Source organism: Achromobacter maghribensis, from assembly GCF_057334215.1.
Map to the genome: position 1 here is coordinate 219,120 of NZ_JBHFII010000039.1, position 23,035 is coordinate 242,154.

Consider the following 23,035-nt stretch of genomic DNA (forward strand, 5'->3'; position numbering starts at 1 on the left):
GGGGGGCCGCGATCGCGGCCGCCAGGGAAGGCGACGTGCTCAGCCTGGCGCCAGGCACATACGTGGGCGGCATCGTCATCGACAAGGCCCTGACGCTGGAAGGCCCCGATGACCGTTCCGCCGTCATCCGGGGAACCCGCCAGGGCCGCACATTGTGGATCAAGGCGGCCGGCGTGTCGGTACGCAACCTGACCGTCACGCTGTCCGGCCTGAGCCTGTCGGACATGGATGCAGGTATTTTCCTGGACCGCACGGCAGACCGCGCGCTGATCGAGCGCAACGACATCCTGGACAACCTCGTTGGCGTGCACGTCTGGGGCCCTTCCGACGCGACCGTCCAGCAGAACCGCATCGTGGGAAACCGCGAGTTGCGCGTCGCCGAACGGGGCAACGGCGTCACGCTTTGGAACGCGCCCGGCACACGCGTGCTGGATAACGATATTTCCGCCGGCCGCGACGGTATCTTCGTGAACACCAGCAAGCTGAACACGTTCAGCGGCAACCGGTTCCACGATCTGCGCTACGCGATCCATTACATGTACACCAACGATAGCGAAGTCAGCGGCAACATCGCGACGGGCACCGACATTGCCTACGCAATCATGTATTCGCACCGGCTGGTCGTCAAAGACAATCTGGCGATCGACAGCCGTGAACAGGGCTTGATGCTGAATTACGCCAACCAGTCGCAAGTCACCGGAAACACCATCGACCGCGCCGGCAAATGCGTGTTCATCTACAACGCCAACAAGAACGCCTTCCTGGACAACCGCTTCGCCAATTGCGACATCGGCGTGCATTTCACCGCCGGATCCGAGGGCAACCAGATTTCCGGAAATGCGTTCGTCAACAACCGGAACCAGGTCAAGTACGTGGGCACGCGCACGCTGGACTGGTCCGTCGACGGCCGCGGCAACTATTGGAGCGACAACACCGCGTTCGACCTGAACGGCGATGGCATCGCCGACACGGCCTACCGCCCCAATGACGTCGTGGATCAATTGCTGTGGCGTGCGCCCTCCGCCCGCATATTGCTGAACAGCCCGGCCATTTCCATTGTGCGGTGGGCACAGTCGCAATTTCCCGCCCTGCTGCCCGGAGGCGTCATCGACAGCGCGCCGCTGATGAATCCTCCGTCCGCGCCCGGCGAGAACCCAAAGGAAGCACCATGAACACCGATCTTGTGGCCCTTGCCGGCGTCAGCAAACATTATGGCGAGCTGCGGGCCATCGACGGCCTGGACCTGCAATTGCATGAAGGCGAGTGCGTTGCGCTGGCCGGGCATAACGGCGCGGGCAAAAGCACGTTGATCAAACTGATCCTGGGTCTGATACGCCCCACCCACGGGCGCGTCGCGCTGTTCGGCCACGATGCCCATGGCGCCGCCGCTGCGCGCCTGCGCGGCAAGATCGGCTATCTGCCCGAGACCGTCGCGTTGCACCCGTCCATGACCGGCGCGGAGACACTGGCTTTCTACGCCAGACTCAAACGCCAGCCGCTCAGCGGCAATGCCCGGCTGCTTGAGAAAGTCGGCATTGCCGGCGCCGCGCACCGGCGGGTCGGGGGATATTCCAAAGGCATGCGGCAACGCCTGGCGCTGGCGCAGGCGCTGCTTGGACAGCCTCGTGTGCTGTTGTTCGACGAGCCGACCACCGGCCTGGATCCGGCCTCGCGCCTGATGTTCTACGACATCGTCCATGAACTGCGCGCCGACGGCGCCACCATCCTGCTCAGCACGCATGCCTTGTCGGAGCTGGCGGGGCATGCCGACCGCATCCTGGTCATGAAGGCCGGCAAGAAGATCGCCGACGGCGCGATGTCGGCGCTACGACGCTCGACGGGCCTGCCGATCCGCATCCGGCTGACGTTCGAGGATTCACAGGCGGGCGCGACGCTGCCGGACGCGTGGCGCCGCATTGACGCCCGCCGCTATGAACTGGCTTGCCTGGAACAAGACAAGATCGATGCGATACGCAGCCTCGGCGCCCTGGCGCCGCCCCTCGCCGACCTGGACATCCTGGTGCCCGGGTTGGACGACATCTATGCACACCTGCTTGAACGGGAAGACGTATGAACGCGGTATTCACCATCATCGGCAAGGAAATCCGCGACGGGCTGCGCAATCGCTGGGTCCTGGCCACCGCCCTGCTTCTGGCCGCGCTGGCGTTGGCGCTGGGGCTGCTGGGCAGTTCGCCGACCGGCACGGTCAAGGCCGACCCGTTGGCCGTCACGGTCGTCAGCCTGTCCAGCCTGTCGATCTTCCTGGTCCCCCTCATCGCCATGCTGCTTGCCTACGACGCCGTGGTCGGCGAGATCGACCGGGGCACCATGGCGCTGCTGCTGAGCTACCCCGTGTCGCGCTGGCAGGTGATCGTCGGCAAGTTCTTCGGCCATCTGGCCATCCTGGCGCTGGCCACCAGCGCCGGTTACGGCTCGGCGGGCCTGGCGCTGCAATGGGCCAATGGCGGCCTTGACCCCGCCGCCTGGCAGCCTTTCGCGCTGTTGATCGGCGCCAGCATCCTGCTGGGCGCCAGCTTTCTGGCGATGGGTTATCTGATCAGCACGCTTGTGCGCGAACGCGCGACCGCCGCAGGCATCGCCGTGGGCGTGTGGCTGTTTTTCGTCGTGATCTACGACATGGCGCTGCTGGGCGTGCTGGCGGCCGATCAGGGGCGCCACATCAGCCCGGGCCTGCTCAATACGCTGCTGTTGCTTAACCCGTCGGACGTGTATCGCTTGTTGAACCTGACGGGCTTCGAGAATATTTCGCAGTACGCCGGGATGGCAGGCGTCAGCGATCAGGCCAGCCTGCCCGTATCCGCGCTGGTGGCGGCGCAACTGCTATGGATCGCCGTGCCCTTCGTGCTGGCCGCGGCGGCTTTCAGGAGCAAACCGCTATGAGATCCCTTCCGCTTGCCTTGAGCCTGACCGCCCTGCTGGCTATCGCCGGCTGCGGCGACGTTGGGGATGCCTCTCCCCCGCCCCCGCCGCAATCCGTCAGCGCGCAGTCGGTTGGCCACTATTGCGGCATGGCGCTGGCCGACCATGCCGGCCCAAAAGGACAGATCTTCATCCAGGGACGTCCGGACCCGGTATGGTTTTCGTCGATCAAGCAGCTTTTCGCCTACACGCTGCTACCCGAAGAGCCCAAAGCCGTCAGCGCCCTTTACGTCAACGACATGGGCACGGCCGGCCCGGACGGCGCGCCGGACGCCACCGCGTGGATCGACGCGCGCCAGGCGTTCTACGTCATCGAAGGCCGCTTCATCGGCGGTATGGGCGCTGAAGACGCCATGCCGTTTTCCCGACGCGCGGACGCCCTGGCGTTCAGCCAGGCCCATGGCGGACGGGTCGTCGCCTTTTCCGACGTGCCGGAACAATATGTCTTCGCCCAATAGCGCGCGGCAGGCCCGTGCGCGCCCTTCGAGTCACAACGCCATGAATCCCAACCGCCGCCGTTTCATCGGCATCGCCGCAGCCTCCGCGCTGGCGTTGACCTCCCTTCCGGCACGCCGAGCCTGGGCCGCCATCACGCCCGTCACGTGGCAAGGCGTGGCGTTGGGCGCCGACGCGGAACTGCGCATCTACCATCCCGACACCGCAGCGGCGCAACGCTTGATCGCGCAGTCGCTGCAGGAACTGCGCCGGCTGGAACGCGTGTTCAGCCTATACCGCGAGGACAGCGCGTTATCGATCCTGAACCGCCAGGGATTCCTGGACGAGCCCCCCGCCGACCTGCTGCGCCTGCTGAGCGACAGCCGCCGCTTCAGCCAATTGACGGGCGGCGCGTTCGACCCGACCGTGCAGCCGCTGTGGCAGGTTTACTCGCGGCATTTCGCGCAGGCGGGCGCCGTCCCCGAAGGCCCGCCAACGGCGCAGATCGCGCATGCGCTATCGCTCGTGTCATACGAGGCCATGACGTTGGACAGCCAGCGCATCCGCTTGACCCGCCCCGGCATGGGCCTGACGCTCAATGGCATCGCCCAGGGCTACATCACCGATCGCATCACTGATTTGCTCCGGCAAGGCGGGCTTGAGCGCGCGCTGGTGGACATGGGCGAGATACGCGGGCTGGACATGCGCGCATCGCCCGGTGAATGGCAGGTCGGATTGGCGGACCCGCTGGCTCCCGAACGGATTCTTGCGTCGGCGCCGATACGGAACCACGCATTGGCCACGTCCGGCGGCTACGGCACGGCGATCGATGCCTCGGGCCGGTACACGCACCTGTTCGACCCTCGCACAGGCAGCGCGCAGCCTCGCTACCGCAGCGTGTCCGTCATGGCGCCCGACGCCACCACCGCGGACGCCTTGTCCACGGCCTTCTCCCATATGCCGCTATCGGCCGCGGCGCCCCTCGTGCGCACGCTGGGATTGCGCGCCTGGTTCGTGCTGCCCGACGGGAAACTGGTGCGGCAGGGCGAACCCGGCTAGCACGCCGTAAACCCGGGATGCCCCCTCCCGGAGCAAACCCAAAAAAAACCGGCCAATCGGCCGGTTCTTGACTTGCGGGACGGGTCCGTCCGATATCAGGCGGCCGACGGCGTGTTCAGCGACGTCAGCATTTGCGTGAAGATCTTCGGGCTGGCGGCCAGGACGTTGCCGCTGTCCATCCAGCCTTGTTCGCCGTCGAAGTCGGCAATCAGGCCGCCGGCTTCCAGGACCATCAGGCTGCCGGCAGCCACGTCCCAGGGCTTCAGGCCCACGCCGCAGAAGCCGTCCAGGCGGCCGCAGGCCACGTAAGCCAGGTCCAGCACGGTGGCGCCCAGGCGGCGCACGCCGGTGGCGCCTTCGGCCATCTGACGGAAGCGCTGCGAGCCCTGTTCGGGGTCGCCAGCGCTGGGCCAGTGGGCGCCCAGCAGCGCCTCGTGGTAGCGGGTGCGGCCCGAAACGCGCACGCGGCGGTCGTTCAGGAACGTACCGCTGCCACGGCTGGCCGTGAACAGTTCATTGCGCGACGGGTCGTAGATAACGGCTTGCGTGACCTGGCCGCGCTGCGTCAGCGCGATCGACACGGCGTAGTTGGGCAGGCCGTGGATGAAGTTCGTCGTGCCGTCCAGGGGATCGATGATCCACTGGAATTCGGCTTGGTCGGGACCTTGCAGCCCGAATTCCTCGCCCAGCACGGCATGGTCCGGGTAAGCGGCATGCAGCGTTTCGACGATGGACTCCTCGGCGGCGCGATCGACTTCCGTGACATAATCGCGCGGCCCCTTGCGAGCCACGCTGAGTCGTTCCAAATCCATGCTGGCACGGTTGATAATGGTGCCGGCACGCCGGGCCGCCTTGATGGCGATGTTGAGCATCGGGTGCATAAAATTCCGTACGTATGCGGTGGGTTCGCGTGATGGTAGGCCACTTGCCGCCTCCCGGGTCCGTCGTCGCCCCCACCGGGGAAATCGACCCAAAAAACCAGGAAGGCACTCAGCCAAACGTGCCATTTTAAATGACTCAAGCATTTTCACGTGTTCGCTTCGTTATGGTGAACCCCAGCCACCCCGGAAACGTCGGTTCGGCGGCCCGTGCAATCAAGACAATGGGCTTCTCGGAACTGGTGCTGGTCGAGCCTAAATTTCCAGATGTAACAAGCCAGCCTGAGGCCGTGGCGCTCGCCAGCGGCGCGCTGGATGTCCTGGAAAACGCACGCATCTATCCGTCACTGGAGGCCGCGCTGGCGCCGGTCACCCTGGCTTTCGCCCTGACGGCCCGCGTGCGCGACCTTGGCCCTCCGCCGTGCGATATCCGCCAGGCGGCCGACCTGGCCTGCGCCCATCTGGCCGAGACAGCCGAAGGCGTCGCCGCGATCGTGCTGGGCACCGAGCGCGCCGGGCTGACCAACGCCCAGATCGCACTGTGCCACCGCATCTGCCATATTCCCGCCAATCCCGAGTACAGCTCGCTGAACGTCGCCCAGGCCCTGCAACTGGCGGCCTGGGAACTGCGTTACGCGTTGCTGGTGGACCAGGGCGCGGCGCTGCTGCCTGCCTCCACCGCCCAGGAACCTTCCCGGGGCGCGGAACCCGCCTCCAGCGAGGCCGTGCAGGCGTTCCTGGCGCACTGGGAAGAAGCGCTGATCGGCATCCAGTTCCTGGACCCGGCGCACCCCAAGAAGCTGATGCCGCGCATGCGCCACCTGTTTTCGCGCCCTGCCCTGACCCGCGATGAAGTCGACATGATGCGCGGCGTGTGCACGGCGATGCTGGCGACCGCTCGGCGCAACGGCGGCGCAAAAAAATAGGGACAGGCGTTTGCCTGTCCCTGTGGTACGTCCCCGGCGGCAAGCCAGCCGGGGAATACGACGATCAGTCCACCGTGGCGCCCGAGGCCTTGACCACCGGGGCCCAGCCTTCCACTTCCGACTTGATGAACTGGCCGAATTCGGCCGGCGTGGTCTTCACGCCCACGGCGCCCAGCTTCTCGAAGCTAGTCTGCACGGACGCTTTGTCCAGGGCTTGCTGCATCGCGGCGTTCAGCTTGTTGATCACTTCCGGCGGCGTGCCGGCAGGCGCCAGCAGACCGAACCACGACGACACGTCGAAATCGGTAAAGCCCGATTCCTTCATCGTGGGCAGGTCCGGCGCGCTCTTGGAACGATCGCTGGTGGTCACGGCCAGAGCGCGCAGCTTGCCCGATTGGGCATGCGGCCACGCCGAGGGCATGTTGTCGAACATGAACTGCACCTGGCCGCCGATCAGGTCGGTAACCGCCGGCGCGCTGCCCTTGTAGGGCACGTGCAGCACGTCAATGCCCGCCTTCATCTTGAACAGTTCACCTGCCATGTGGATGGAGGTGCCGCTGCCCGAGGAGGCGAACGCCAGCTTGCCGGGATTCTTCTTGGCGTAGTCGATCAGCTCTTGCACCGACTTCACCGGCACTTGCGGGTTCACGACCAGGATGTTGGGCACCTTGGCGCCCAACGCCACCGGCGCGAAGTCCTTGCGCAGATCGAACGTGACGTTCTTGTACAGCGTCTGGTTGATGGCGCTGGTGACGGCCACGAACAGCAGCGTGTAGCCGTCAGGGGCGGCGCGCTGGACCTGGTCGGTAGCGATGTTGCTGCCGGCGCCGGGCTTGTTCTCGACCACGAACGATTGACCCAGGCTCTCGGTGAGTTCCTTGGCCATGATGCGGGCGATCACGTCCGTTGTGCCGCCGGCGGAAAAACCGACCACGATACGGACAGGCTTGTCGGGGTAGGCGGCATGGGCGGCGCCCATGGTGAATGCGCTTGCGGCGGTGGCCAGAAGGGTGGCGGCCAGACGCCGCAGGCCAGGCTTTTGACCTGTAGTCATAATGTCTCCGTGCAGGTACTGTCCATTAGATGGACGATTCGAATTATTAGATGCTGCATTCTGAGCTATACACGGCGAGTGCATCAAGGTAGAGTCCACGCTACGGACAATGGTTTTCCCTTGGCCGTTCCGCACTTACCTAAAGATCTCAGAGATTTGCATGCAAGACAGTGATGCCGCGGCCGCAGGCCCACGCACGTTGCGGCGCGGTTTAGCCGTTCTGGCCGCGTTACGCGACCAGGGGCCCGACGGCCTCAGCGTGACAGATATCGCCCGCCTGACGGGCATTCAACGCCCCACCATTTACCGCCTGCTGGCCGCCCTGCTGGACGCCGGCCTGGTGCTGCCGGTGACGGGCACCAAGAAATACCGCGCCCAGTTGGCGGTGGACCCGGACACGCGCTCGCGCGATCCACGGGTGCGCCAGTTGCTGCCCGTGCTGCGCCGCCTGGCCGACCGCACGGGCGACGCCGTCTTCCTGGTGGTGCGCGACGACGACGATTCCATCAGCCTGCATCGCGAGATCGGCAGCTACCCCGTGCAGATCCTGGCGACCTACGCCGGTAAACGCCAACCGCTGGGCGTGGGCTCGGGCGGCATGGCGCTGCTGGCCGCGCTGCCCGACGACATGGCGCGCGGCATCGTCGAGCGCAACTCCGGACGGCTGGACGAGTACGGCGGCATGACGCCGCAGGAAATGTATCGACTGATCGAAAACACGCGGGCCCGCGGCTATTCGGTGGTGGGCAACCACGCGGTGCGCGGCGCGCTCGGCGTCGGGTGCGCATTGCTGGATTCCCAGGGCGCGCCACTGCTGGCCGTGAGCGTCACGGCCATCATCGACCGCATGCCGGCCCAGCGCCAACGCGAAATCGCCGGGTGGATCAAGGCGGAACTGGCGCGGCTGGCCTTGCAGGCCTGAACGGCGCGGCAACGCCAAAAGAAAGCGCCCGAATAAAAAAACCCCGAGAGCTGGATCCAGGTCCAACTTTCGGGGTTTTTTATCGGGCGGCCGTCTTCAGGCCAGACTTGGGAATCAGGTCGCGGCGCTGCCAGGAGCGGCCTCGGCCTTGCCGACGCTTTTGGCGTTCTGGATTTCACGCAGCGGGATCGGCGGCTGGAAACCCGCCGCTTCCAACGCCGACCGGATCTGCTGGTACAGGCCCCAGCGCAGGTCCCAATAGTTGTCGGCCAAGGCCCAAACGCGCACGTTCACGATGACGCCGTTTTCCTTGTATTCGAACACCTTGACCAGCGGTTCGGGATCTTTCAGCGCATCCGGGCGCGCATCGACGATTTCCTTCAGCTTGGCCAGCACCACTTCCAGATCGTCGCCGTAGCGAACCGGCACCGGGATATCCAGGCGGCGCGTTTTGTTGCGGCTGTAGTTGGTGATGGTGGCGTTCCATACGGTGCTGTTGGGCAACGTCAGATGAATGCCGTCGACCTGCACCAAACGCGTCAGGAACAAACCGACCTCTTCCACCGTGCCGTCGGCGCCGGAACTCAGCGCAATGTACTCGCCCGCGCGAATGGGGCGAAGGATCAGCAGCATGATGCCCGCGGCGATATTCTGCAGCGTGCCTTGCAACGCCAGGCCCACAGCCAGACCGGCGGCGCCCAGCACGGCGATCAGGCTGGCCGTCTGCACGCCGAACCGCGCCAGCACGGCAATGACCGTGAAGATGCGTACCGTCCACACGACCGTGCTGTAGAACATCGGCACGATGGTGGGATCGATCTTGGTGGACCGCGAAGCGGCGCGCCGAACCCATCCGCCCAACAGCGACGATACCCACCAGCCGACGATCAGGATAAGCAAGGCAACAAGCAGATTGATGCCCATATCCATCAGCCTGGGGGCCCAGGCGCTAAATTCCTTCAACGCGTCTTCCATGGAATCTCCCGCAAAATTGACAACCGAAAACTGTATCAGAGGATCGTTAAACGAAGGGCCGCGATGCGGCCCCATGATGTCAAGCTTTGTAAGGATACGCCTGCCCGGCGCGCAACAACGGTCAGGCCGGCACAATGCGGAAATGATTGTCCCAGGACACCTCGCGCGACGGAGGCAGCACGGGCGATTCCCCGCCCACGGCATCGGTGCGCAGCATCGCGCCCAAACCGCTGCTGACCAGGAAGCCGGCCTGGGCGGCGGGCGCCACGCCGCAGCCGTCGGCCAACCGCGTCGTCCCCAGGCAATGGCCGTTCGCGGTGTCCCAATAAATCACCTGTCCGCCCACGGGGCTGGAGGTAGCGACGATGCCGCCTGCGGCGTCCACGGCCACCGAACCCACATAGTTGCGCATGTTGCGCAAGGTCTCGGCCGGCCCTTCGAAAAGCTCAAGCGCCGCGCCGCGGCGATGCCGTCCCACCAACGCCGGGCGGTCTGCCGCCGGGCCCATGTACTGGCAGCCAAACCACACGCAACCGTCGGCCGCAAGCGCCAGATGCCGGATCGACAAGCGATGCAGCTCGGGCGCCAGTTCCACCTTTTCGAGTAGTTGGCCGCTGGCCGCATCGATGTAGGCCAGCGACGGCCGCATCGTATCCAGGTTCAGTTCCAGCTTGCCGTAGTCGGGGTGCGTGAGGATGCCGCCGTTGGCCACGCACAGGGTTTTGCCGTCGGGCATCAGCACGACTTCGTGCGGACCGATGCCGCCGGAATCGAATTCGCCGACACGCCGCCAGCCGCCTCCGGGCGAGGCATCGTAAATGCCCAGCACGCCCCGGCCGCCTTCGAAATCGTTCTCGGTGGCGGCAAGCAGCCGTCCGCCATCCACGAATGCGCCATGGCCGAAGAAATGACGTTCGTCGGGCATGGGCAGGGCTTGCGGCTCGCCCCCGCGCAGCGAAAACGCCACGGCGAAGAACCCGGGCTGGCGGCCGAACACGACCGCGCGCTGATGGGCGGCATCGATGGCGAAGCTGTGCCCGCGCGCGGGCATGGGCACCACCAGCCGGTCGCCGCCGGTCTCGTCCAGCAACACCGCTTCGTCACGCCCGCCGCGCTTGCGCGCGCTCAGGTATAGCGGCCCACCGTTGGCCGGCAGTACCGCCCGCGCCGCGCCGGGAGACAAACCCAACGCCGCAGCCAGCGACAGAAAGCGGCGGCGATCAATCACCATCGAGCGCGTTGAACCCGATCGTAACGCCCAGCGCGGGCGCCAGGTCCTGGTCGACGATGGCCTTGGCGTTCTGGATCGTCAGTGCCGCCAGCAGCAACTGGCGACGGCCGTCTTCCTGTTTCAGCGCGGCTTCCAGAGGCGCCGGCACGGCCTGCAAGCCTTGCGCCGCATTCTGCAATTCGCTGCGCACCGACACATCCATCCAATCGCCGCCCTTGGGCAGCGGATAGCCGCCGGCCTGATAGAACGCCTTCAGGCCGTCCAGGTTGGCCGCCAGCAAGCGCATGGAAAGCTCGCTGCGCCAGAAGGCGGCGCGCTTGGGACGGGCCGCCTCGGCCGATTCGCCCAGCACGGGCAGGATCTTCACGTCGCGCGCAAACTGCAGGCCGGTGGACAACGCCTTCATGGCCTCGGCCGCGACTTCCTGCGGATCGCGGTACAGATCGTTGCTGGCTTGCGGCTTGGCGAACTGGCGGCCGAATTCGCCCTGCGCGCCCCAAGCCTGCGCCACATCGCCAGAAATCGTCGCGACGTTGGCGGCCACGGCGCGCGCATAGCCGCACGCGTAGCCGAACGTCGGCGCGCTTGTCTGCTTGAGCAGCGCGGGTTCGCCGTACAGCACGTATTCCAGGGCAGGCAGCCCCTGCACCGCCACGCTGCGGCCGGCCAGCGCGCCCGGCGCCAGCAATGCCGGGTCGCCCGCGGCGATCAACTGCTGCACCTGCCTGGGCATCACGCCGCGCGTGTCCGGCCAGAACGCCAGGCGTTCGAAACGGTTGGCCTGAACCAGCGGGCCGAAGCGCAGGATTTCCACCCCGGACCAAGCCAGGGCCAGATTCGCGAAGGCGTCGCCGACGCGCGCCGCGCCAGCCGCGTCCGGCTTGGCGCACCAGCCGCCCAGCTCGCGATCCATCGCGGCCGCGGCATCCGCCATCTTGCCCACGGCCGGGCGGGCGTAATCGCGCGCCAGACGTTCGCCCAGGTCGGCGGGCAATTCGGCCTGGGCGGCCAGCGGCACGGCCGCCAGCACCAGGGCCGTCACGGCATGCTTGAACACGGGCGAGAAGAATCGGGCCATCACAGCGACTCCAGGAAACGGATCAGGTCGGCGCGCTCGTCGGGCGTCATCGCCACCACGCGGTCGCGCGCGGGTTTGCCCGCGCCGCCATGCCACAGCACGGCTTCCAGCAGCGTGCGGGCACGCCCGTCATGCAGCCAGGTGGCGCTGGGGTTCACGGTCTTGGTCAGGCCAATGCCCCACAGCGGCGGCGTGCGCCATTCACGGCCACTGGCTTGGCCGTCGGGCACGCCGTCCGCCAGGTCATCGCCCATGTCATGCACCAGCATGTCGGTGTAGGGCCAGATCAGCTGGAAGCGGTGTTCGGCCTGCTTGGCATTGCGGCTGGTCACGTACTTGGGTACGTGGCAGGCCACGCAGTTCGCTTCGTAGAACAGCTTCTTGCCCGCCAGCACGCGTGCGTCATCCGCATCGCGACGCTGCGGCACAGCCAGATTGGTCGAGTAGGTCGTGACGAAGTCCATCAGCTTGGCCGGGACTTCCTCGGGCCCGAAGCGCGGCTGCGCGCCATGCGGCATGTCCAGGCACTGCTTCTGCGCGGGCGTGCAGTCGCCCGAGTGCTTCGGGAACATCGGCGTGGACAAGCCCATGTCGTTCGAGAACGCCGCGGCGCTTTGCTGTTCGACCGTCGGCTGCCCGGCCTTCAGGTTGAAGCGGCCCAGCACGCGCGCGCCGGTGCGCGCATCGGTGACCCAGTTGGGCTTGCCGACGATGCCGTCGCGTTTGTCGGCCCCCACGTTGGCCAGGATGTCGGCCTCGTGGACGGACTCCAGCAGGCCCAGCCCGATCATCGGCGGCGCCAGGCGCGGCGAAATCTGCGTGTCGGCGCGCATCGGGCCATAGCCCAGGTTGTCGATGCGGTACGTGGGCTTCATCAACGTGGCGGTTTCGCCGCCGTTGAGCGCAACGGTGACGGGTTCGTACTCGATCTCCATGCGGCCTTCGCCCGGCAGGCCCGCCACCGCGAAGTTCTGCAGCTGCACGCCGTAGACGGGCTCGGGCAAGGTGGCGAGCTCGCCTGCGGCAAGTTTGGGGTGACCGCGGTCGGGGCCGTTCGGCACGGCAAGCCGCAGCAACAGCGCCACCGCGTCCGTGCGTTCCAAAGGATCGAAACCCGGCACGGTGCCGCGTCCGTCCTTGGTGTGACAGGCCTGGCACGAGCGCGCGTTGAATAGCGGTCCCAGGCCATCGGACGCCTGCGTGGAGGCAGGCGCCGACACCCAGTCCTTGCGGAACAAGCCGTTGCCGACCTGGAATTCCTGTCGACGTTCGAAGCTCATGTTGGCCGACGGTTGCGAAAAGATGTCGGCGTTGATGAGCTTGTTGGTGGTGGCCGCCCCGGCCTGCATGATCTCGAAGGTTTCCACCTTCGAGAAATCACGCGTGGGCGCGGTAATGCCGGTAACACGTTTCTGATCTTCGGGCGTAAGGTCATCACGCCCGGCGGGTACTTCAGGTGCGGCGGCGGCGCCGGCATGGGCCGACGCCGCCAGTACGGCGGCTAATACGAGTTTCACTTGAATACGGCGTCGGGTTTATCAAGGCTGTCGGAACCTTCAATGGCAACCTTGCCCAGTTCCAGCAACGTGATCACGCGTTCCAGGCTGCGGGTCTGATCGACCAGGCGGTCGATGGCGGCCTGCACCATCGCGTTGCCTTCCTTATTGCCGTCGGCAATCATCTGGTCGTAGGTTTCGACCGTTTCGGCGCGCGTCTTCATCGCCTGCATGGCGGCCACGGTGGCGTCCAGCTTGGCGCGCACTTCGGCATCCAGCTTCGGATCCTTGGCCTTGACCAGTTCCGACAGGCTGGCACCCTTGACCTGCTTGCCGTCGATGCGGGTATAGGCGCCAAGGTAGACGTTGCGGATGCCCAATTGGTCGTAGTAGTGCGCGTTGTGCGTGTTGTCCGAGAAGCAATCGTGCTCTTCTTCCGGATCATGCAACATCAGGCCGAGCTTCATGCGTTCGCCGGCCAGTTCGCCGTACGACAGGCTGCCCAGACCGGTCAGCATGGCGATCAGGCCAGCCTTGGGATCTTCTTCCACGGCCTTGCGCGCCGCGCCGTCCCGCTTCCAGTTACCCACCATTTCTTCCAGGTCCGTCACCAGCAGATCGGTCACGGCCTTCAGGAATTCAATGCGGCGTTCGCAGTGTCCGCCAGTGCATTGCTTGGTATCGAAGTCCGTGTGCGGACGGTTGCCCGAATGGCGTTCCTGCGGCGTGCCCTTGCGGTCGCCCGGCGCGGGGCCGGTGCCGTTCAGGTCCTGGCCCCAGAGCAGGAATTCGATGGCGTGGTAGCCGGTGGCCACGTTGGACTCGTTGCCGTCGGCCTCGTGCAGCACTTCGGACAGCAGCTTCGGCGTGATCTTGCTGACATCGACGGTCTTGCCACCCACCGAGATCTTGGAATTGGCGATGACGTTGACGGCGTAATAGGCGTTCTCGTCGTTTTCGGTGCCGTAGGACGCGTCCACGTAGTCGATCAGCCCTTCATCCAGCGGCCAGGCGTTCACGCGGCCTTCCCAATCGTCGACGATGGGATTGCCGAAGCGGTAGGCCTCGGTCTGCTGGTACGGCACGCGGGCAGCCAGCCACGCTTCGCGCGCGGCCTTCAGCGTTTCGGGGCTGGGCTTGGCGACCAGGGCGTTAATGGCGGTGCGCAGCGTCTTGGCGGCGGTGAGCGAATCTTCATAACCCGCCAGCGCCAGATCCGAATAGGTGGCGACCACGGCCTTGGGCTCTACCGCGGCGTGGGCCGTGCCCCCGAATACCGCGGCGGCCAGTACCGCACCCAAAAGCAACTTGCGCATCGACTTTCTCCCGTAACTCGAACGGTGTCCGCCCCCGCGGCGGGCCGTTCCGACTTCAATTTTGTGGATGCGAGTGTAAACAATTTTCGTTTGATATTCAGCGCGAAGTCAGATAGCTGACGTTTTTTTGAATGCCGGATCCGCAGGAATCCACGCTGAAATGGGCGTTCGACCGCTACTATCCGGCTTTGCCGACCCTTATTTCGACGCCATGGAACTCCGCCAACTCCGCTACTTCGTCCGCGTGGCCGAATTGGGCAGCATCGGCCGCGCCGCGCGCGATCTGGGCGTGGTCGCCTCGGCGCTGAGCCAGCAGATCAGCCGCCTGGAAAGCGAATTGGCCACGCGGCTGCTGATGCGCACGCACACCGGCGCCGTCCCCACCGACGCCGGCACGGCGTTCCTGCGCCAGGCCCGCCTGACGCTGCGCCACGCAGAGAACGCCGTGGCCGCCGCCCGCGAGGCCCGGTTGTCGGGCATGGTCAGCGTGGGGTTCGCGCCCACCACCGCCTCCTTGCTGGCCAAGCCGTTCTACGCGGCAATGGCCCAGCGCTACCCCAATGTGCGCCTGCACCTGGTGGAAGGCTTGTCGGGCAACCTGGGCGAACAGCTCAACAACCGCCGTCTGGACCTGGCGGTGCTGTTCCAGAACGACAGCGGCCAGGCCCGCAGCACGATCCCCGTGCTGGACGAACGGCTGTTCCTGCTGGCGCGGCGCGGCATGTTCGATCAGCCCGATGGCGAACCCGTCACCATCGCCCAACTGGCGGCCTTGCCGCTGGCGGTCACCAGCAAGGCGCACGGCCTGCGCGCCTGGGTCGAGGCGGCGTTCGAACGCGCCGGAATCGAACCGTGGGTGGAAGTGGAAGTCGACGGCCTGACCACGCTGATGGACCTGGTGCAAGCCAACGCGATCGCAACGATTCAACCCGGCGCGGCGGTGGCGCGGGCCGAGGCCGGGCTGCTAAACATGCACCCCATCGACGATCCCTTCCTGTTTCGCCGCAACGCGGTGCACTGCATCAATGAAGAAGAACTGTCGCCGGCCGCGCTGGCGGCGCGCGTGGTGCTGGTGGACGTGATGCGGGCGCAGGTGCGCCATGGCGCCTGGCCGGGCGCGACCCTTCTCGATTCGTGATGGGCCCATGCCGGCTGCATGGCTAGGCCAGGGAAGATCGCACGGATAAATTGCATCCGTGGACGCCGCGACATGGTGTTGTGGCCGCAGACCTTCTTGAAATCCGATGACGACTGACACCCGACGCCCGGGCTCGCTTCCCATTCCGTCCATGCGGCCGCACTGTTCCGATCAGGAATGGCAGGCCCGCGTCGACCTGGCCGCCTGTTATCGGCTGGTCGAACACTATGGCATGGCCGACATGATGGCCAACCACATCTCGTCACGTGTGCCGGGCGAAGACAACGCCTTCCTCATCAACCCCTACGGCATGATGTACGAAGAGATCACCGCCTCCAGCCTGATCAAGGTGGACCTGGACGGCACGATCCTGGCCAAGCCCGATTTCGGCGACCTGGGTTACGGCATCAACAAAGCGGGCTACGTGATCCACAGCGCCGTGCATCGCGCGCGTCACGAGGTGGATTGCGTGATCCACACGCACAGCTGGGCATCCATGGCGGTTGCCTCGCTGGACTGCGGGCTGCTGCCGCTGACGCAAACGGCCATGCGCTTCCTGAAGATCGGCTATCACGACTACCAAGGCGTGGTGCTGGACCTGGACGAGCAGGCGTCCCTGCTGCAAGACCTGGGCCAGGGCGAAGCGCTGATCTTGCGCAACCACGGGGCGCTGACCGTCGGCAGGACAGTGGGCGAAGCGTTCAACTGGATGCATCGACTGGAACTGGCGTGCCGCGCGCAACTGGCGGCAATGGCCACGGGCGCGCCCCTGCGCGCCGTCAGCCCGGCCGTGCTGGAAGAAACCTGGAACAACTACCAGCCCGGCACGCGGCGCCCTTATGGCGTCATGGAGTGGCCGGCCCTGTTGCGCAAGCTGGACCGCATCGATCCGGGCTTCCGCGACTGAATCCCGCTTTCCCATGGCGCCGGCCGACGTGGCGGCACGGCGCCGCAGAAGTCCAAGACAACAACCACGAACGGAGACGATATGAACACTGCCCGAGCCCTGCTCGCCGCCGCAGCGGCGGCCTGCGCCTGTACGTCGCTGCCCGCCGCCGCAGACTACCCCGACAAGCCCGTCAAGGTCATCGTCGCGTTCACCGCCGGCGGCACGACCGACACGCTGACGCGCAGCATGTCCAACGCGTTGTCCAAAACGCTGGGGCAACCCTTCGTGGTCGAAAACAAGCCCGGGGCCGGTGGCAACATCGGCACGGAATTCGTCGTTCGCGCCGCGCCGGACGGCCACACCCTGATCGTCAATTCCGTCGGCCCCATCGCCGTCAACGCGTCGCTGACGAAGCTGCCATTCAATCCCCTGACGGACCTGATCCCGATGGTGCAGATCGCGACGGTGCCCAATGTGCTGGTGGTGCCCCCGTCGTCCCCCGCCAAAGATATCAAGGGCTTCCTGGAATACGTCAAGAAGGCGTCCCACCTGAATTACAGTTCGACGGGCGTGGGCACGTCTTCGCACCTGTCCAGCTATATGCTGATGGACCAGCTGGGCGTGCAGGCCACGCACGTGCCGTATAAAGGCGCCGACGCCGTCAACGACCTGCTGGCCGGACGCATCGATTTCATGTTCGCCACCATCCCGTCGGTGATCGGACAGATCCGTGCCGGCAAGCTACGCCCGCTGGCGGTCAGCACGCTTCAGCGCTCGGCCACCTTGCCCGACTTGCCCACCATCGCGGAATCGGGCTACCCCGGCTTCGACGCCGGTTCCTGGTTCGGATTCTTCGCGCCCAAGGGCACGCCGCCGGCGGTGGTGAACACGATCAACCGCGAAGTCAATGCCGCCCTGCCCTCGCTACAGGCGCAGATGCTTCATGAAGGGGCCGAACCCGTCGGCGGCACGCCAGCGCAATTTGCCACCTTCATCCGGCAGGAGCATGACAAGTGGGCAGCGCTGGTGCGCAAGTTCGAACCCAGCGCCAACTGACGCCCATGACCCCGACATCCGACCTGCGCATCCTGTGTTCGCCCGCCGAAGCGGCCGCCCTGACCCAGGCGCTTTCGTCTTCGGGTCAGCGCTTCATCCTGCGCCACCCCGAAGACGGCCAACCTTGCGATGCGCAGGTGGCCTTCGTGTCGCGCGACATCACGGGTGCGTCGACCAAGTTCCAGATCACGCCGGAGACCGCCCGCTATTACGAGGCGATGCGCCACGCGCCCGACCTGCGCTGGGTGCATGTGCATTCGGCCGGCGCCGACCGCGAGATCTATCAGAGCCTGCATGCGCGTGGCGTGGCCATCACCACCTCGCAAGGCGCCAGCGACGCCGTGGTGGCGCAAACGGCGATTGGCGGCGTGCTGGCCCTGGCGCGCCGCTTGCCGCTGCTGGCGGCGGACCAGCGCGATCGCGCGTGGCGCCCCCTGCTGGGCGCGCGCACGCCACGCGACCTGGCCGGCCAGCATGCGGTCGTGGTCGGATGGGGAGGCATCGGCCAGCGCATCGGCGAACTTCTGCTTGCACTGGGCCTGACGCTGTCCGTCGTGCGCCATTCGGGCACGCCCGTGCCCCAGGCGCGGCATACCGCCCGCTACGAAGATCTGGCTGGCGTACTGCCCCGGGCCGACTGGCTGGTGCTGGCCTGCCCGTTGACGCCCGCCACGCGGGACCTGGTTGACCGGCAGGCGCTGGCCGCCCTGCCCGCGCACGCGTCGATCGTGAACGTGGCGCGCGGCCATGTCATCGATGAAGCGGCCCTGATCGAAGCGTTGGCGGCGGGCCGACTGGGCGGCGCGTTCCTGGACGTGTTCCAGCAGGAACCGCTGCCGCCCGCGTCTGCCCTGTGGGCGATGGATAACGTCATCGTCACCCCGCATAGCGCCGGATTCTCGGATGGCAATCACGCCCGCGTGCGACGCCTGTTCCTGGAGAATCTACGCCGCTGGACGAACGCCGAGCCCTTGGCGAACAGGCTGGTGGGCTGAGGCGCCAAGGCGCGAAAAAAAAGCCCGGACGATAAGTCCGGGCCGAAGTACCAGCCAACCCTTCAGGCCGGCGCCGGGCCACGCCTAGCGCTGCAAAGGCGCCTTGGCCGTTTCCTTGGCCGCCAGCAGCGCGATTGCCGTCACGGCCAGCGCGGCCGCCACGTACAGCGAAACCGCCACGGTCGAACTCCAGGACTTGTACAGGCTGGCAATGATCAGCGGCGCGAAGCCGCCGCCCACGATGCCGGCCAGGGTGTAGGCCAGGGACGACCCGGCGTAGCGCACGCGCCCCGGGAACTGTTCGGTTATGAAGGCCGCCTGCGGGCCGTACATCAACGCGTGGATCAACAGGCCCACCACGACTGCGGCGCAGATGGCGATGGGATGCGCCGTATCCATCAGCACGAAAAACACAAACGCCCAGATCATGCCCAGCACCGCGCCCAACAGATACACCGGTTTGCGGCCGATCTTGTCGGACAGCGCCCCGCACAGCGGCACGGCAATCGCATTCAGCGCCGCGCCCAGCATGGTGGCGGTCAGCGCCATCGGCCGCGACAGGTGCAGCACGGTCGTCACATACGTCAGCGTGAAGACGACGACCAGCGCGTACAACACGTCCGAGCCGATGCGCGACCCGCCCGCGATCAGCAGTTGACGCCAATGCTGGCCCAACACTTCCTTGATGGGCGTGCTGGCGGTCTCGCGCTTTTCTTCCATTTCGCGAAACACGGGCGTTTCTTCCACGCCACGGCGCAACCACAGGCCGAACATCACCAGCGCCACGCTGGACACGAACGGAAGGCGCCAGCCCCAGGCCTGGAAGTCTTCGGCGCTGACAAAGGCCGTTACCAGGGCGATGAAGCCGGTGCCGATCAGCGTGCCGCACGACGGGCCGACCTGCGTGAACGAGGCATTGCGTCCGCGCTGGTCCGGCTTGCCGTGTTCCATCGACAGCAGGACGGCTCCTGCCCATTCCCCGCCCAGCGCCACGCCTTGCACGAAGCGCAAGGCCACCAGCGCCACCGGCGCCCAGACGCCCCATGTCGCATAGGTAGGCAGCAGACCCATCAGCCCGGTCGAAATACCCATGATGACCAGTGTTGCCACCAGCACGAACTTGCGCCCCAGGCGGTCGCCCAGATGACCGAACACAATGCCACCCAACGGCCGCGACACATAACCCACCGCGTAAGTGGAAAAGGCCAGGATGGTGCCCGTGAGCGGATCGAAAGACGGGAAGAAGATTGAATTGAAGACCAGCGCCGCCATCAGGTTATAGATGGTGAAGTCGTACCACTCCAGCGTGGTGCCGACCGAACTGGCCATGGCCAGCCGGCGCATCTTGTTTGGCGCGCCCGCGGTGTTGGCCGGCTGGGCGTGCAAGGCATGTTCTGCCATGGATTTCCCCTTGTAGTCTGTGGGTAGAGAATCAGGCCTGACGGCGTTCAGCGCAGCTCGGACGCGGAAAGCTTCCAGCCCAGTTCAAGCAGCCAGCCGTCCGCCGGGCTCGTATTGAAGGCGCTGGCCGCCTGGGCCCGCAGGGCATGCGCCGCCAGCACGGTGCTGGCCTCGACGACGAACAGGGGCGCCAGCGTGCGGTTGTCGGTGCTTTCGCGCGGCAGCGGCGTGCTGAGCGTCGCGTCCGGAACCAGCAGATAAGACTGCACGAAGCCGTCGGCCTGGGACAGCGCCAGACCCGCGGCCCGGGCCTGCGCGACCCGCGCCGCGGCGTCCTCGCCACCGGGCAACGGCAGCACGACCAATTGACTGCCGCTGCCGAACCCCGTGACGGCCTCGACGGCACACACCCGGCGCATCGGGTCGCGCATGCGGTCCAGGTTCGCGATGGACCACGGCGTCTGGCACTCGAACGCGGCGCGGTAGTCGGCGGTGGTGAATGCGGCCAGCGATTCGGTGCGGTACAGGCCCAGGTACTTGCGACCGCCGCTGCGCGATACATAGCGCGCGCCCGACAGGAAGCCGGGGATGCGCACGCGCTCCTCGACATGCTCGCGGTCGTACCAGCGATTGAAATCGGGCTCGTCGGCAGCGCCTACGTCGGAAGCGACGAACAGCAGGCCATGGGAAATCGAAGCGATGGGGGCTGAATGGCTCATAAGGGGAAGACCAGCGTTCCTTCATTTTCAGAAGGCCACATCTTCATCCGCCATGCGGTGCGGGGACAAACGAGTAATTCTTCCTTCCAGCAACAGAATTACTGAGCGGCGCTCTAGGGATAACCCTATTGCGCGGATCCGAATCGCGGTTCCGCCACCGACATCGTGAACTGGTCCGACGCCCGGCTGGCCAGCTCCGCGACCAGCCGGATGGCATCCGATCCAGCGCTTTCCACATAGCTCACCACCAGCAGCTGCGGCGGCACCGGCATGTCGCTGCGAATGACCTGCACTTCCCCGCGCGCCACGTATTCGTAGATGGGCGGCAGCGGCACGAGCGCACGCCCGAAACCGCTCTTGACCAGCCGTGCCAGGGCCGAGATGGAACTGACGCAGTGCACTTTGCCCTGGGGCATGCCGACCTCGCGGTACAGCGCCTTCAGCGCTTCATGCGGCTGCGAGCCGGGGCTCATGGTCAGCACGGGTTCGCCCAGCAGTTGCTGCACGGTCAGCGATTCGTCGTCGCCCGCACGCCCCACCCACCCCATTTCCATGGGCAGGCAGGCCGTGCTGATGATGCCGGTATCGTTCAGCAGGTCCGTCTGCAGCGCAATGTCCAGCGCGCCTTCGCGCAACCCCCGGTGCAGCGCCCGCGTGGTTTCGGACGTCAATTGCACCTCGATGCCCGGGTAGGTGGATTTCAGGTTCGTCAGAAAACCGATCAGCCAGGTATGCACCACGGTTTCGATCGCGCCGATGCGCACCAGGCCGAAGACCTCATCGCCCCGCTTGCCCAGCGACAGGATCTGCTGGCGGATTTCCAGCAAGCGCTCGCCGTAATCAAGCAACCGGGTGCCGACCGCGGTCAGGCGCAGCTCTTTGGCGTCGCGCTCGAACAGGCGCGCGCCGATGTCTTCTTCCAGCGAGGCGATGCGGTTGGCCACCGCCGCCTGGGTGATATGGAGGCGGTCGCTGGCGGCCCGGAAGCTGCCCAACCGCGCCGACCACAGAAATGCTTCGACAAAACGCGTATTCATCTTGAACTGTCGCCGCTTGGCGACGCCCTGTTTCCCATCTGCTTGAAACGCCCGGAACGGCACGCCCCGGGTCGCGTACATGCTAACCCCCAACTGCCCGGGAAAGCGGGTCCACACGCCGTTGCGTCCCCTTAAGTGGTGCGGCATGCACCAAAATGGTTCATAGAAGGCACCACGCAGGCGCCGGGCGAGGCGTCCGCCATAGGGAAAAGACCCGTCGGCCCAAGTTGGCACGGGTTTTGCTTGATGACTGGTATGCAAGCTTGTCTACAAGGCAAGCGCCGTCACCGGAATATTCCGACAGCACACCAGGAGCCCTCATGATCAACCGCAATGCGCCCTACGCCTTCAACGCCACCCGCCGCCGCCTGATCCAGGGGGCCGCGCTAGGCGCCGCAACGTTGGCCGCGCCCGCGCTGGTGCGCGCGCAATCGGGCCCGGTGATCCGCATCGGCTTCTGGCCCGTGGCCGCCGGCCTGCCGTTTTACGCCGCCGTCGAGAAAGGCTACTTCAAGGAAGCGGGCCTGAACGTCGAGCCGCTCAAGTTCGCAGGCGCGCAGCAGGTCATGGAAGCCATGCTGGCCGGCCGCGCGGACGGCAGCGCCAACGGCACGGGCTCGGCCAACCTGGCCATCGGCGAGATCGCCTCGCCCGGCTTGTTCAAGATTTTTGCGTCCAACCCCAGCAATGCCAAGAACGTGCTGGATGAGTTCATCGTCGCGAAAGACAGTCCCATCAAATCCATAGCAGACCTCAAGGGGAAAAAGGTCGGATCTGGACCCGGCATCCAGAATGCCACGCTGGCCAAAGCAGTACTGGAGCGCGCCGGCGCAACCGGAGCAACCGTGGTCGAGTTGGCGATCAGCCAGCACGTGGCCGCGGTTGCCGCCGGCCAGTTGGATGCGTGCTACACGCTGGAACCCACGGGCACGGTGGGCCGCCTGAACGGCACCACGCGCGTGCTGGAAACGGGCGTGATCGCCAAATACGTATTGGGCGATCCGATGGCGCCGTGGTTTGGCGGATCGGCATCGCTCACCACCGCCTTCCTGAAAAAGCACCCGGAAGAAAGCAAGAAATTCATCGCGGCGTATGCGCGCGGCATCGAACTGATCCGCACCAAGCCGGCCGAGGCGCGCCCCTTCATGAAGGGCTACACCGCCATCGAAGGCCCCATGACCGAAGAAGTGCCGCTGGCCGCCTACACGCTCTACAACGAGTTCACGCCCAGCGACATCCAGTACTTCCAGAAATTCTTCGATCTCTTCACCGACAAGGGCATCTTCGCGCAGAAGGTCGACGTGTCGGCCATGCTTTACAAGGGCTGACCCATGACCGCAACGACCGCCCCAGCCAAGCAGCCACCCCGCAAATTCAACGGCGCGCGCTTTCTGCCGCTGATCGGACCGCTGGCGCTTTTCGTGATCTGGGACCTGGTGGTGCGCCTGCAACTGGTCAGCCCCGTGCTGCTGCCCACCCCCAGCGCCCCC

22 protein-coding genes and 1 pseudogene are annotated in these 23,035 nt (G+C 66.0%); 13 read left to right on the plus strand and 10 right to left on the minus strand.

The genetic code is table 11. From position 1 onward, the window contains the following. The 5 genes from ACE039_RS16595 to ACE039_RS16615 form a co-directional block, all read left to right on the plus strand. On the plus strand, positions 1-1,172 hold a 1,172-nt coding region (locus tag ACE039_RS16595; RefSeq protein WP_485822846.1), incomplete at its 5' end, for a nitrous oxide reductase family maturation protein NosD. Continuing rightward, on the plus strand, positions 1,169-2,074 hold the full coding sequence (locus tag ACE039_RS16600) for an ABC transporter ATP-binding protein (protein ID WP_485822847.1): 906 nt from the start codon (positions 1,169-1,171) through the stop codon (positions 2,072-2,074). The genes ACE039_RS16595 and ACE039_RS16600, both read left to right, overlap by 4 nt. After that, positions 2,071-2,901, plus strand: coding sequence for an ABC transporter permease (locus ACE039_RS16605; protein WP_313465168.1), 831 nt, complete (start codon positions 2,071-2,073; stop codon positions 2,899-2,901). Before ACE039_RS16600 ends, ACE039_RS16605 begins: the two co-directional genes overlap by 4 nt. Further along, positions 2,898-3,398 (plus strand): nitrous oxide reductase accessory protein NosL, encoded by a 501-nt coding sequence (locus ACE039_RS16610; protein ID WP_485822848.1) that lies wholly within the window; start codon positions 2,898-2,900, stop codon positions 3,396-3,398. The genes ACE039_RS16605 and ACE039_RS16610 overlap by 4 nt, the downstream gene beginning before the upstream one ends. Positions 3,399-3,438: 40 nt before the next feature. Further along, positions 3,439-4,434: an FAD:protein FMN transferase gene (locus ACE039_RS16615; RefSeq protein WP_485822849.1), complete on the plus strand. Its 996-nt coding sequence runs from the start codon at positions 3,439-3,441 to the stop codon at positions 4,432-4,434. A 95-nt stretch (positions 4,435-4,529) separates the two neighbouring features. On the opposite strand, the gene ACE039_RS16620 is transcribed toward ACE039_RS16615, so the two are convergent. Next, positions 4,530-5,315, minus strand: coding sequence for an inositol monophosphatase family protein (locus ACE039_RS16620; protein WP_105557484.1), 786 nt, complete (start codon positions 5,313-5,315; stop codon positions 4,530-4,532). 131 nt (positions 5,316-5,446) lie between these two features. Here ACE039_RS16620 and ACE039_RS16625 point away from each other — a divergent pair, with 131 nt between their 5' ends. Continuing rightward, positions 5,447-6,238, plus strand: coding sequence for an RNA methyltransferase (locus ACE039_RS16625; RefSeq protein ID WP_105557483.1), 792 nt, complete (start codon positions 5,447-5,449; stop codon positions 6,236-6,238). 64 nt (positions 6,239-6,302) lie between these two features. Here ACE039_RS16625 and ACE039_RS16630 read toward each other — a convergent pair whose 3' ends face one another. Continuing rightward, the gene (locus ACE039_RS16630) at positions 6,303-7,292 is read right to left on the minus strand and encodes a Bug family tripartite tricarboxylate transporter substrate binding protein (protein ID WP_313464665.1); all 990 of its coding nucleotides are present in this window, start codon (positions 7,290-7,292) and stop codon (positions 6,303-6,305) included. A gap of 160 nt (positions 7,293-7,452) precedes the next feature. Between ACE039_RS16630 and ACE039_RS16635 the strand changes: the two genes are divergently transcribed. Then, the gene (locus tag ACE039_RS16635; RefSeq protein WP_485822850.1) at positions 7,453-8,214 is read left to right on the plus strand and encodes an IclR family transcriptional regulator; all 762 of its coding nucleotides are present in this window, start codon (positions 7,453-7,455) and stop codon (positions 8,212-8,214) included. Positions 8,215-8,328: 114 nt separating this feature from the next. Here the strand turns inward: ACE039_RS16635 and ACE039_RS16640 are convergent, their stop codons facing one another. The 5 genes from ACE039_RS16640 to ACE039_RS16660 all read right to left on the minus strand — a co-directional run bounded on the left by ACE039_RS16640 (position 8,329) and on the right by ACE039_RS16660 (position 14,310). Beyond that, a complete protein-coding gene (locus ACE039_RS16640; RefSeq protein WP_105557480.1) occupies positions 8,329-9,189 on the minus strand; it encodes a mechanosensitive ion channel family protein in 861 nt (286 codons plus the stop codon). Between the two features lie 121 nt (positions 9,190-9,310). Then, on the minus strand, positions 9,311-10,420 hold the full coding sequence (locus ACE039_RS16645; protein ID WP_485822851.1) for a DUF1513 domain-containing protein: 1,110 nt from the start codon (positions 10,418-10,420) through the stop codon (positions 9,311-9,313). After that, positions 10,410-11,498, minus strand: a complete 1,089-nt coding sequence (locus tag ACE039_RS16650; protein WP_485822852.1) for an imelysin family protein — start codon at positions 11,496-11,498, stop codon at positions 10,410-10,412. Before ACE039_RS16650 ends, ACE039_RS16645 begins: the two co-directional genes overlap by 11 nt. Beyond that, positions 11,498-13,015, minus strand: a complete 1,518-nt coding sequence (locus ACE039_RS16655) for a di-heme oxidoreductase family protein (protein WP_485822853.1) — start codon at positions 13,013-13,015, stop codon at positions 11,498-11,500. Before ACE039_RS16655 ends, ACE039_RS16650 begins: the two co-directional genes overlap by 1 nt. Then, entirely contained in the window at positions 13,012-14,310 is a 1,299-nt protein-coding gene (locus ACE039_RS16660; protein ID WP_313463920.1) for an imelysin family protein, read from the minus strand. Before ACE039_RS16660 ends, ACE039_RS16655 begins: the two co-directional genes overlap by 4 nt. 211 nt (positions 14,311-14,521) lie before the next feature. Here ACE039_RS16660 and ACE039_RS16665 point away from each other — a divergent pair, with 211 nt between their 5' ends. From ACE039_RS16665 to ACE039_RS16680, 4 genes are all read left to right on the plus strand, one after another. Next, a complete protein-coding gene (locus ACE039_RS16665; protein WP_448712922.1) occupies positions 14,522-15,448 on the plus strand; it encodes a LysR family transcriptional regulator in 927 nt (308 codons plus the stop codon). Between the two features lie 106 nt (positions 15,449-15,554). Further along, entirely contained in the window at positions 15,555-16,355 is an 801-nt protein-coding gene (locus ACE039_RS16670) for a class II aldolase/adducin family protein (RefSeq protein ID WP_105557476.1), read from the plus strand. An 81-nt stretch (positions 16,356-16,436) separates the two neighbouring features. Further along, positions 16,437-17,393: a Bug family tripartite tricarboxylate transporter substrate binding protein gene (locus tag ACE039_RS16675; RefSeq protein WP_448712909.1), complete on the plus strand. Its 957-nt coding sequence runs from the start codon at positions 16,437-16,439 to the stop codon at positions 17,391-17,393. A gap of 5 nt (positions 17,394-17,398) precedes the next feature. Then, positions 17,399-18,388, plus strand: coding sequence for an NAD(P)-dependent oxidoreductase (locus ACE039_RS16680; RefSeq protein WP_485822854.1), 990 nt, complete (start codon positions 17,399-17,401; stop codon positions 18,386-18,388). Positions 18,389-18,472: 84 nt separating this feature from the next. On the opposite strand, the gene ACE039_RS16685 is transcribed toward ACE039_RS16680, so the two are convergent. The 3 genes from ACE039_RS16685 to ACE039_RS16695 form a co-directional block, all read right to left on the minus strand. Continuing rightward, entirely contained in the window at positions 18,473-19,789 is a 1,317-nt protein-coding gene (locus tag ACE039_RS16685) for an MFS transporter (protein ID WP_310030170.1), read from the minus strand. 47 nt (positions 19,790-19,836) lie between these two features. Continuing rightward, positions 19,837-20,508, minus strand: coding sequence for a hypothetical protein (locus ACE039_RS16690; protein ID WP_485822855.1), 672 nt, complete (start codon positions 20,506-20,508; stop codon positions 19,837-19,839). A gap of 125 nt (positions 20,509-20,633) precedes the next feature. After that, positions 20,634-21,545 (minus strand): LysR family transcriptional regulator, encoded by a 912-nt coding sequence (locus ACE039_RS16695; protein ID WP_313461421.1) that lies wholly within the window; start codon positions 21,543-21,545, stop codon positions 20,634-20,636. A 320-nt stretch (positions 21,546-21,865) separates the two neighbouring features. On the opposite strand from ACE039_RS16695, the gene ACE039_RS16700 reads away from it, so the two are divergent. Together ACE039_RS16700 and ACE039_RS16705 are read left to right on the plus strand one after the other, a co-directional pair. Further along, positions 21,866-22,873, plus strand: a complete 1,008-nt coding sequence (locus ACE039_RS16700) for an ABC transporter substrate-binding protein (RefSeq protein ID WP_105557471.1) — start codon at positions 21,866-21,868, stop codon at positions 22,871-22,873. A 3-nt stretch (positions 22,874-22,876) separates the two neighbouring features. Further along, positions 22,877-23,035: pseudogene (locus ACE039_RS16705) on the plus strand (ABC transporter permease); the annotation flags it as partial.

Coding starts and splice junctions, on each gene's coding strand:
- ACE039_RS16600 (WP_485822847.1), top strand. CDS start 1,169: ATGAACACCGATCTTGTGGCCCTTGCCGGCGTCAGCAAACATTATGGC.
- ACE039_RS16605 (WP_313465168.1), top strand. CDS start 2,071: ATGAACGCGGTATTCACCATCATCGGCAAGGAAATCCGCGACGGGCTG.
- ACE039_RS16610 (WP_485822848.1), top strand. CDS start 2,898: ATGAGATCCCTTCCGCTTGCCTTGAGCCTGACCGCCCTGCTGGCTATC.
- ACE039_RS16615 (WP_485822849.1), top strand. CDS start 3,439: ATGAATCCCAACCGCCGCCGTTTCATCGGCATCGCCGCAGCCTCCGCG.
- ACE039_RS16620 (WP_105557484.1), bottom strand. CDS start 5,315: ATGCACCCGATGCTCAACATCGCCATCAAGGCGGCCCGGCGTGCCGGC.
- ACE039_RS16625 (WP_105557483.1), top strand. CDS start 5,447: ATGACTCAAGCATTTTCACGTGTTCGCTTCGTTATGGTGAACCCCAGC.
- ACE039_RS16630 (WP_313464665.1), bottom strand. CDS start 7,292: ATGACTACAGGTCAAAAGCCTGGCCTGCGGCGTCTGGCCGCCACCCTT.
- ACE039_RS16635 (WP_485822850.1), top strand. CDS start 7,453: ATGCAAGACAGTGATGCCGCGGCCGCAGGCCCACGCACGTTGCGGCGC.
- ACE039_RS16640 (WP_105557480.1), bottom strand. CDS start 9,189: ATGGAAGACGCGTTGAAGGAATTTAGCGCCTGGGCCCCCAGGCTGATG.
- ACE039_RS16645 (WP_485822851.1), bottom strand. CDS start 10,420: ATGGTGATTGATCGCCGCCGCTTTCTGTCGCTGGCTGCGGCGTTGGGT.
- ACE039_RS16650 (WP_485822852.1), bottom strand. CDS start 11,498: ATGGCCCGATTCTTCTCGCCCGTGTTCAAGCATGCCGTGACGGCCCTG.
- ACE039_RS16660 (WP_313463920.1), bottom strand. CDS start 14,310: ATGCGCAAGTTGCTTTTGGGTGCGGTACTGGCCGCCGCGGTATTCGGG.
- ACE039_RS16665 (WP_448712922.1), top strand. CDS start 14,522: ATGGAACTCCGCCAACTCCGCTACTTCGTCCGCGTGGCCGAATTGGGC.
- ACE039_RS16670 (WP_105557476.1), top strand. CDS start 15,555: ATGACGACTGACACCCGACGCCCGGGCTCGCTTCCCATTCCGTCCATG.
- ACE039_RS16675 (WP_448712909.1), top strand. CDS start 16,437: ATGAACACTGCCCGAGCCCTGCTCGCCGCCGCAGCGGCGGCCTGCGCC.
- ACE039_RS16680 (WP_485822854.1), top strand. CDS start 17,399: ATGACCCCGACATCCGACCTGCGCATCCTGTGTTCGCCCGCCGAAGCG.
- ACE039_RS16685 (WP_310030170.1), bottom strand. CDS start 19,789: ATGGCAGAACATGCCTTGCACGCCCAGCCGGCCAACACCGCGGGCGCG.
- ACE039_RS16690 (WP_485822855.1), bottom strand. CDS start 20,508: ATGAGCCATTCAGCCCCCATCGCTTCGATTTCCCATGGCCTGCTGTTC.
- ACE039_RS16695 (WP_313461421.1), bottom strand. CDS start 21,545: ATGAATACGCGTTTTGTCGAAGCATTTCTGTGGTCGGCGCGGTTGGGC.
- ACE039_RS16700 (WP_105557471.1), top strand. CDS start 21,866: ATGATCAACCGCAATGCGCCCTACGCCTTCAACGCCACCCGCCGCCGC.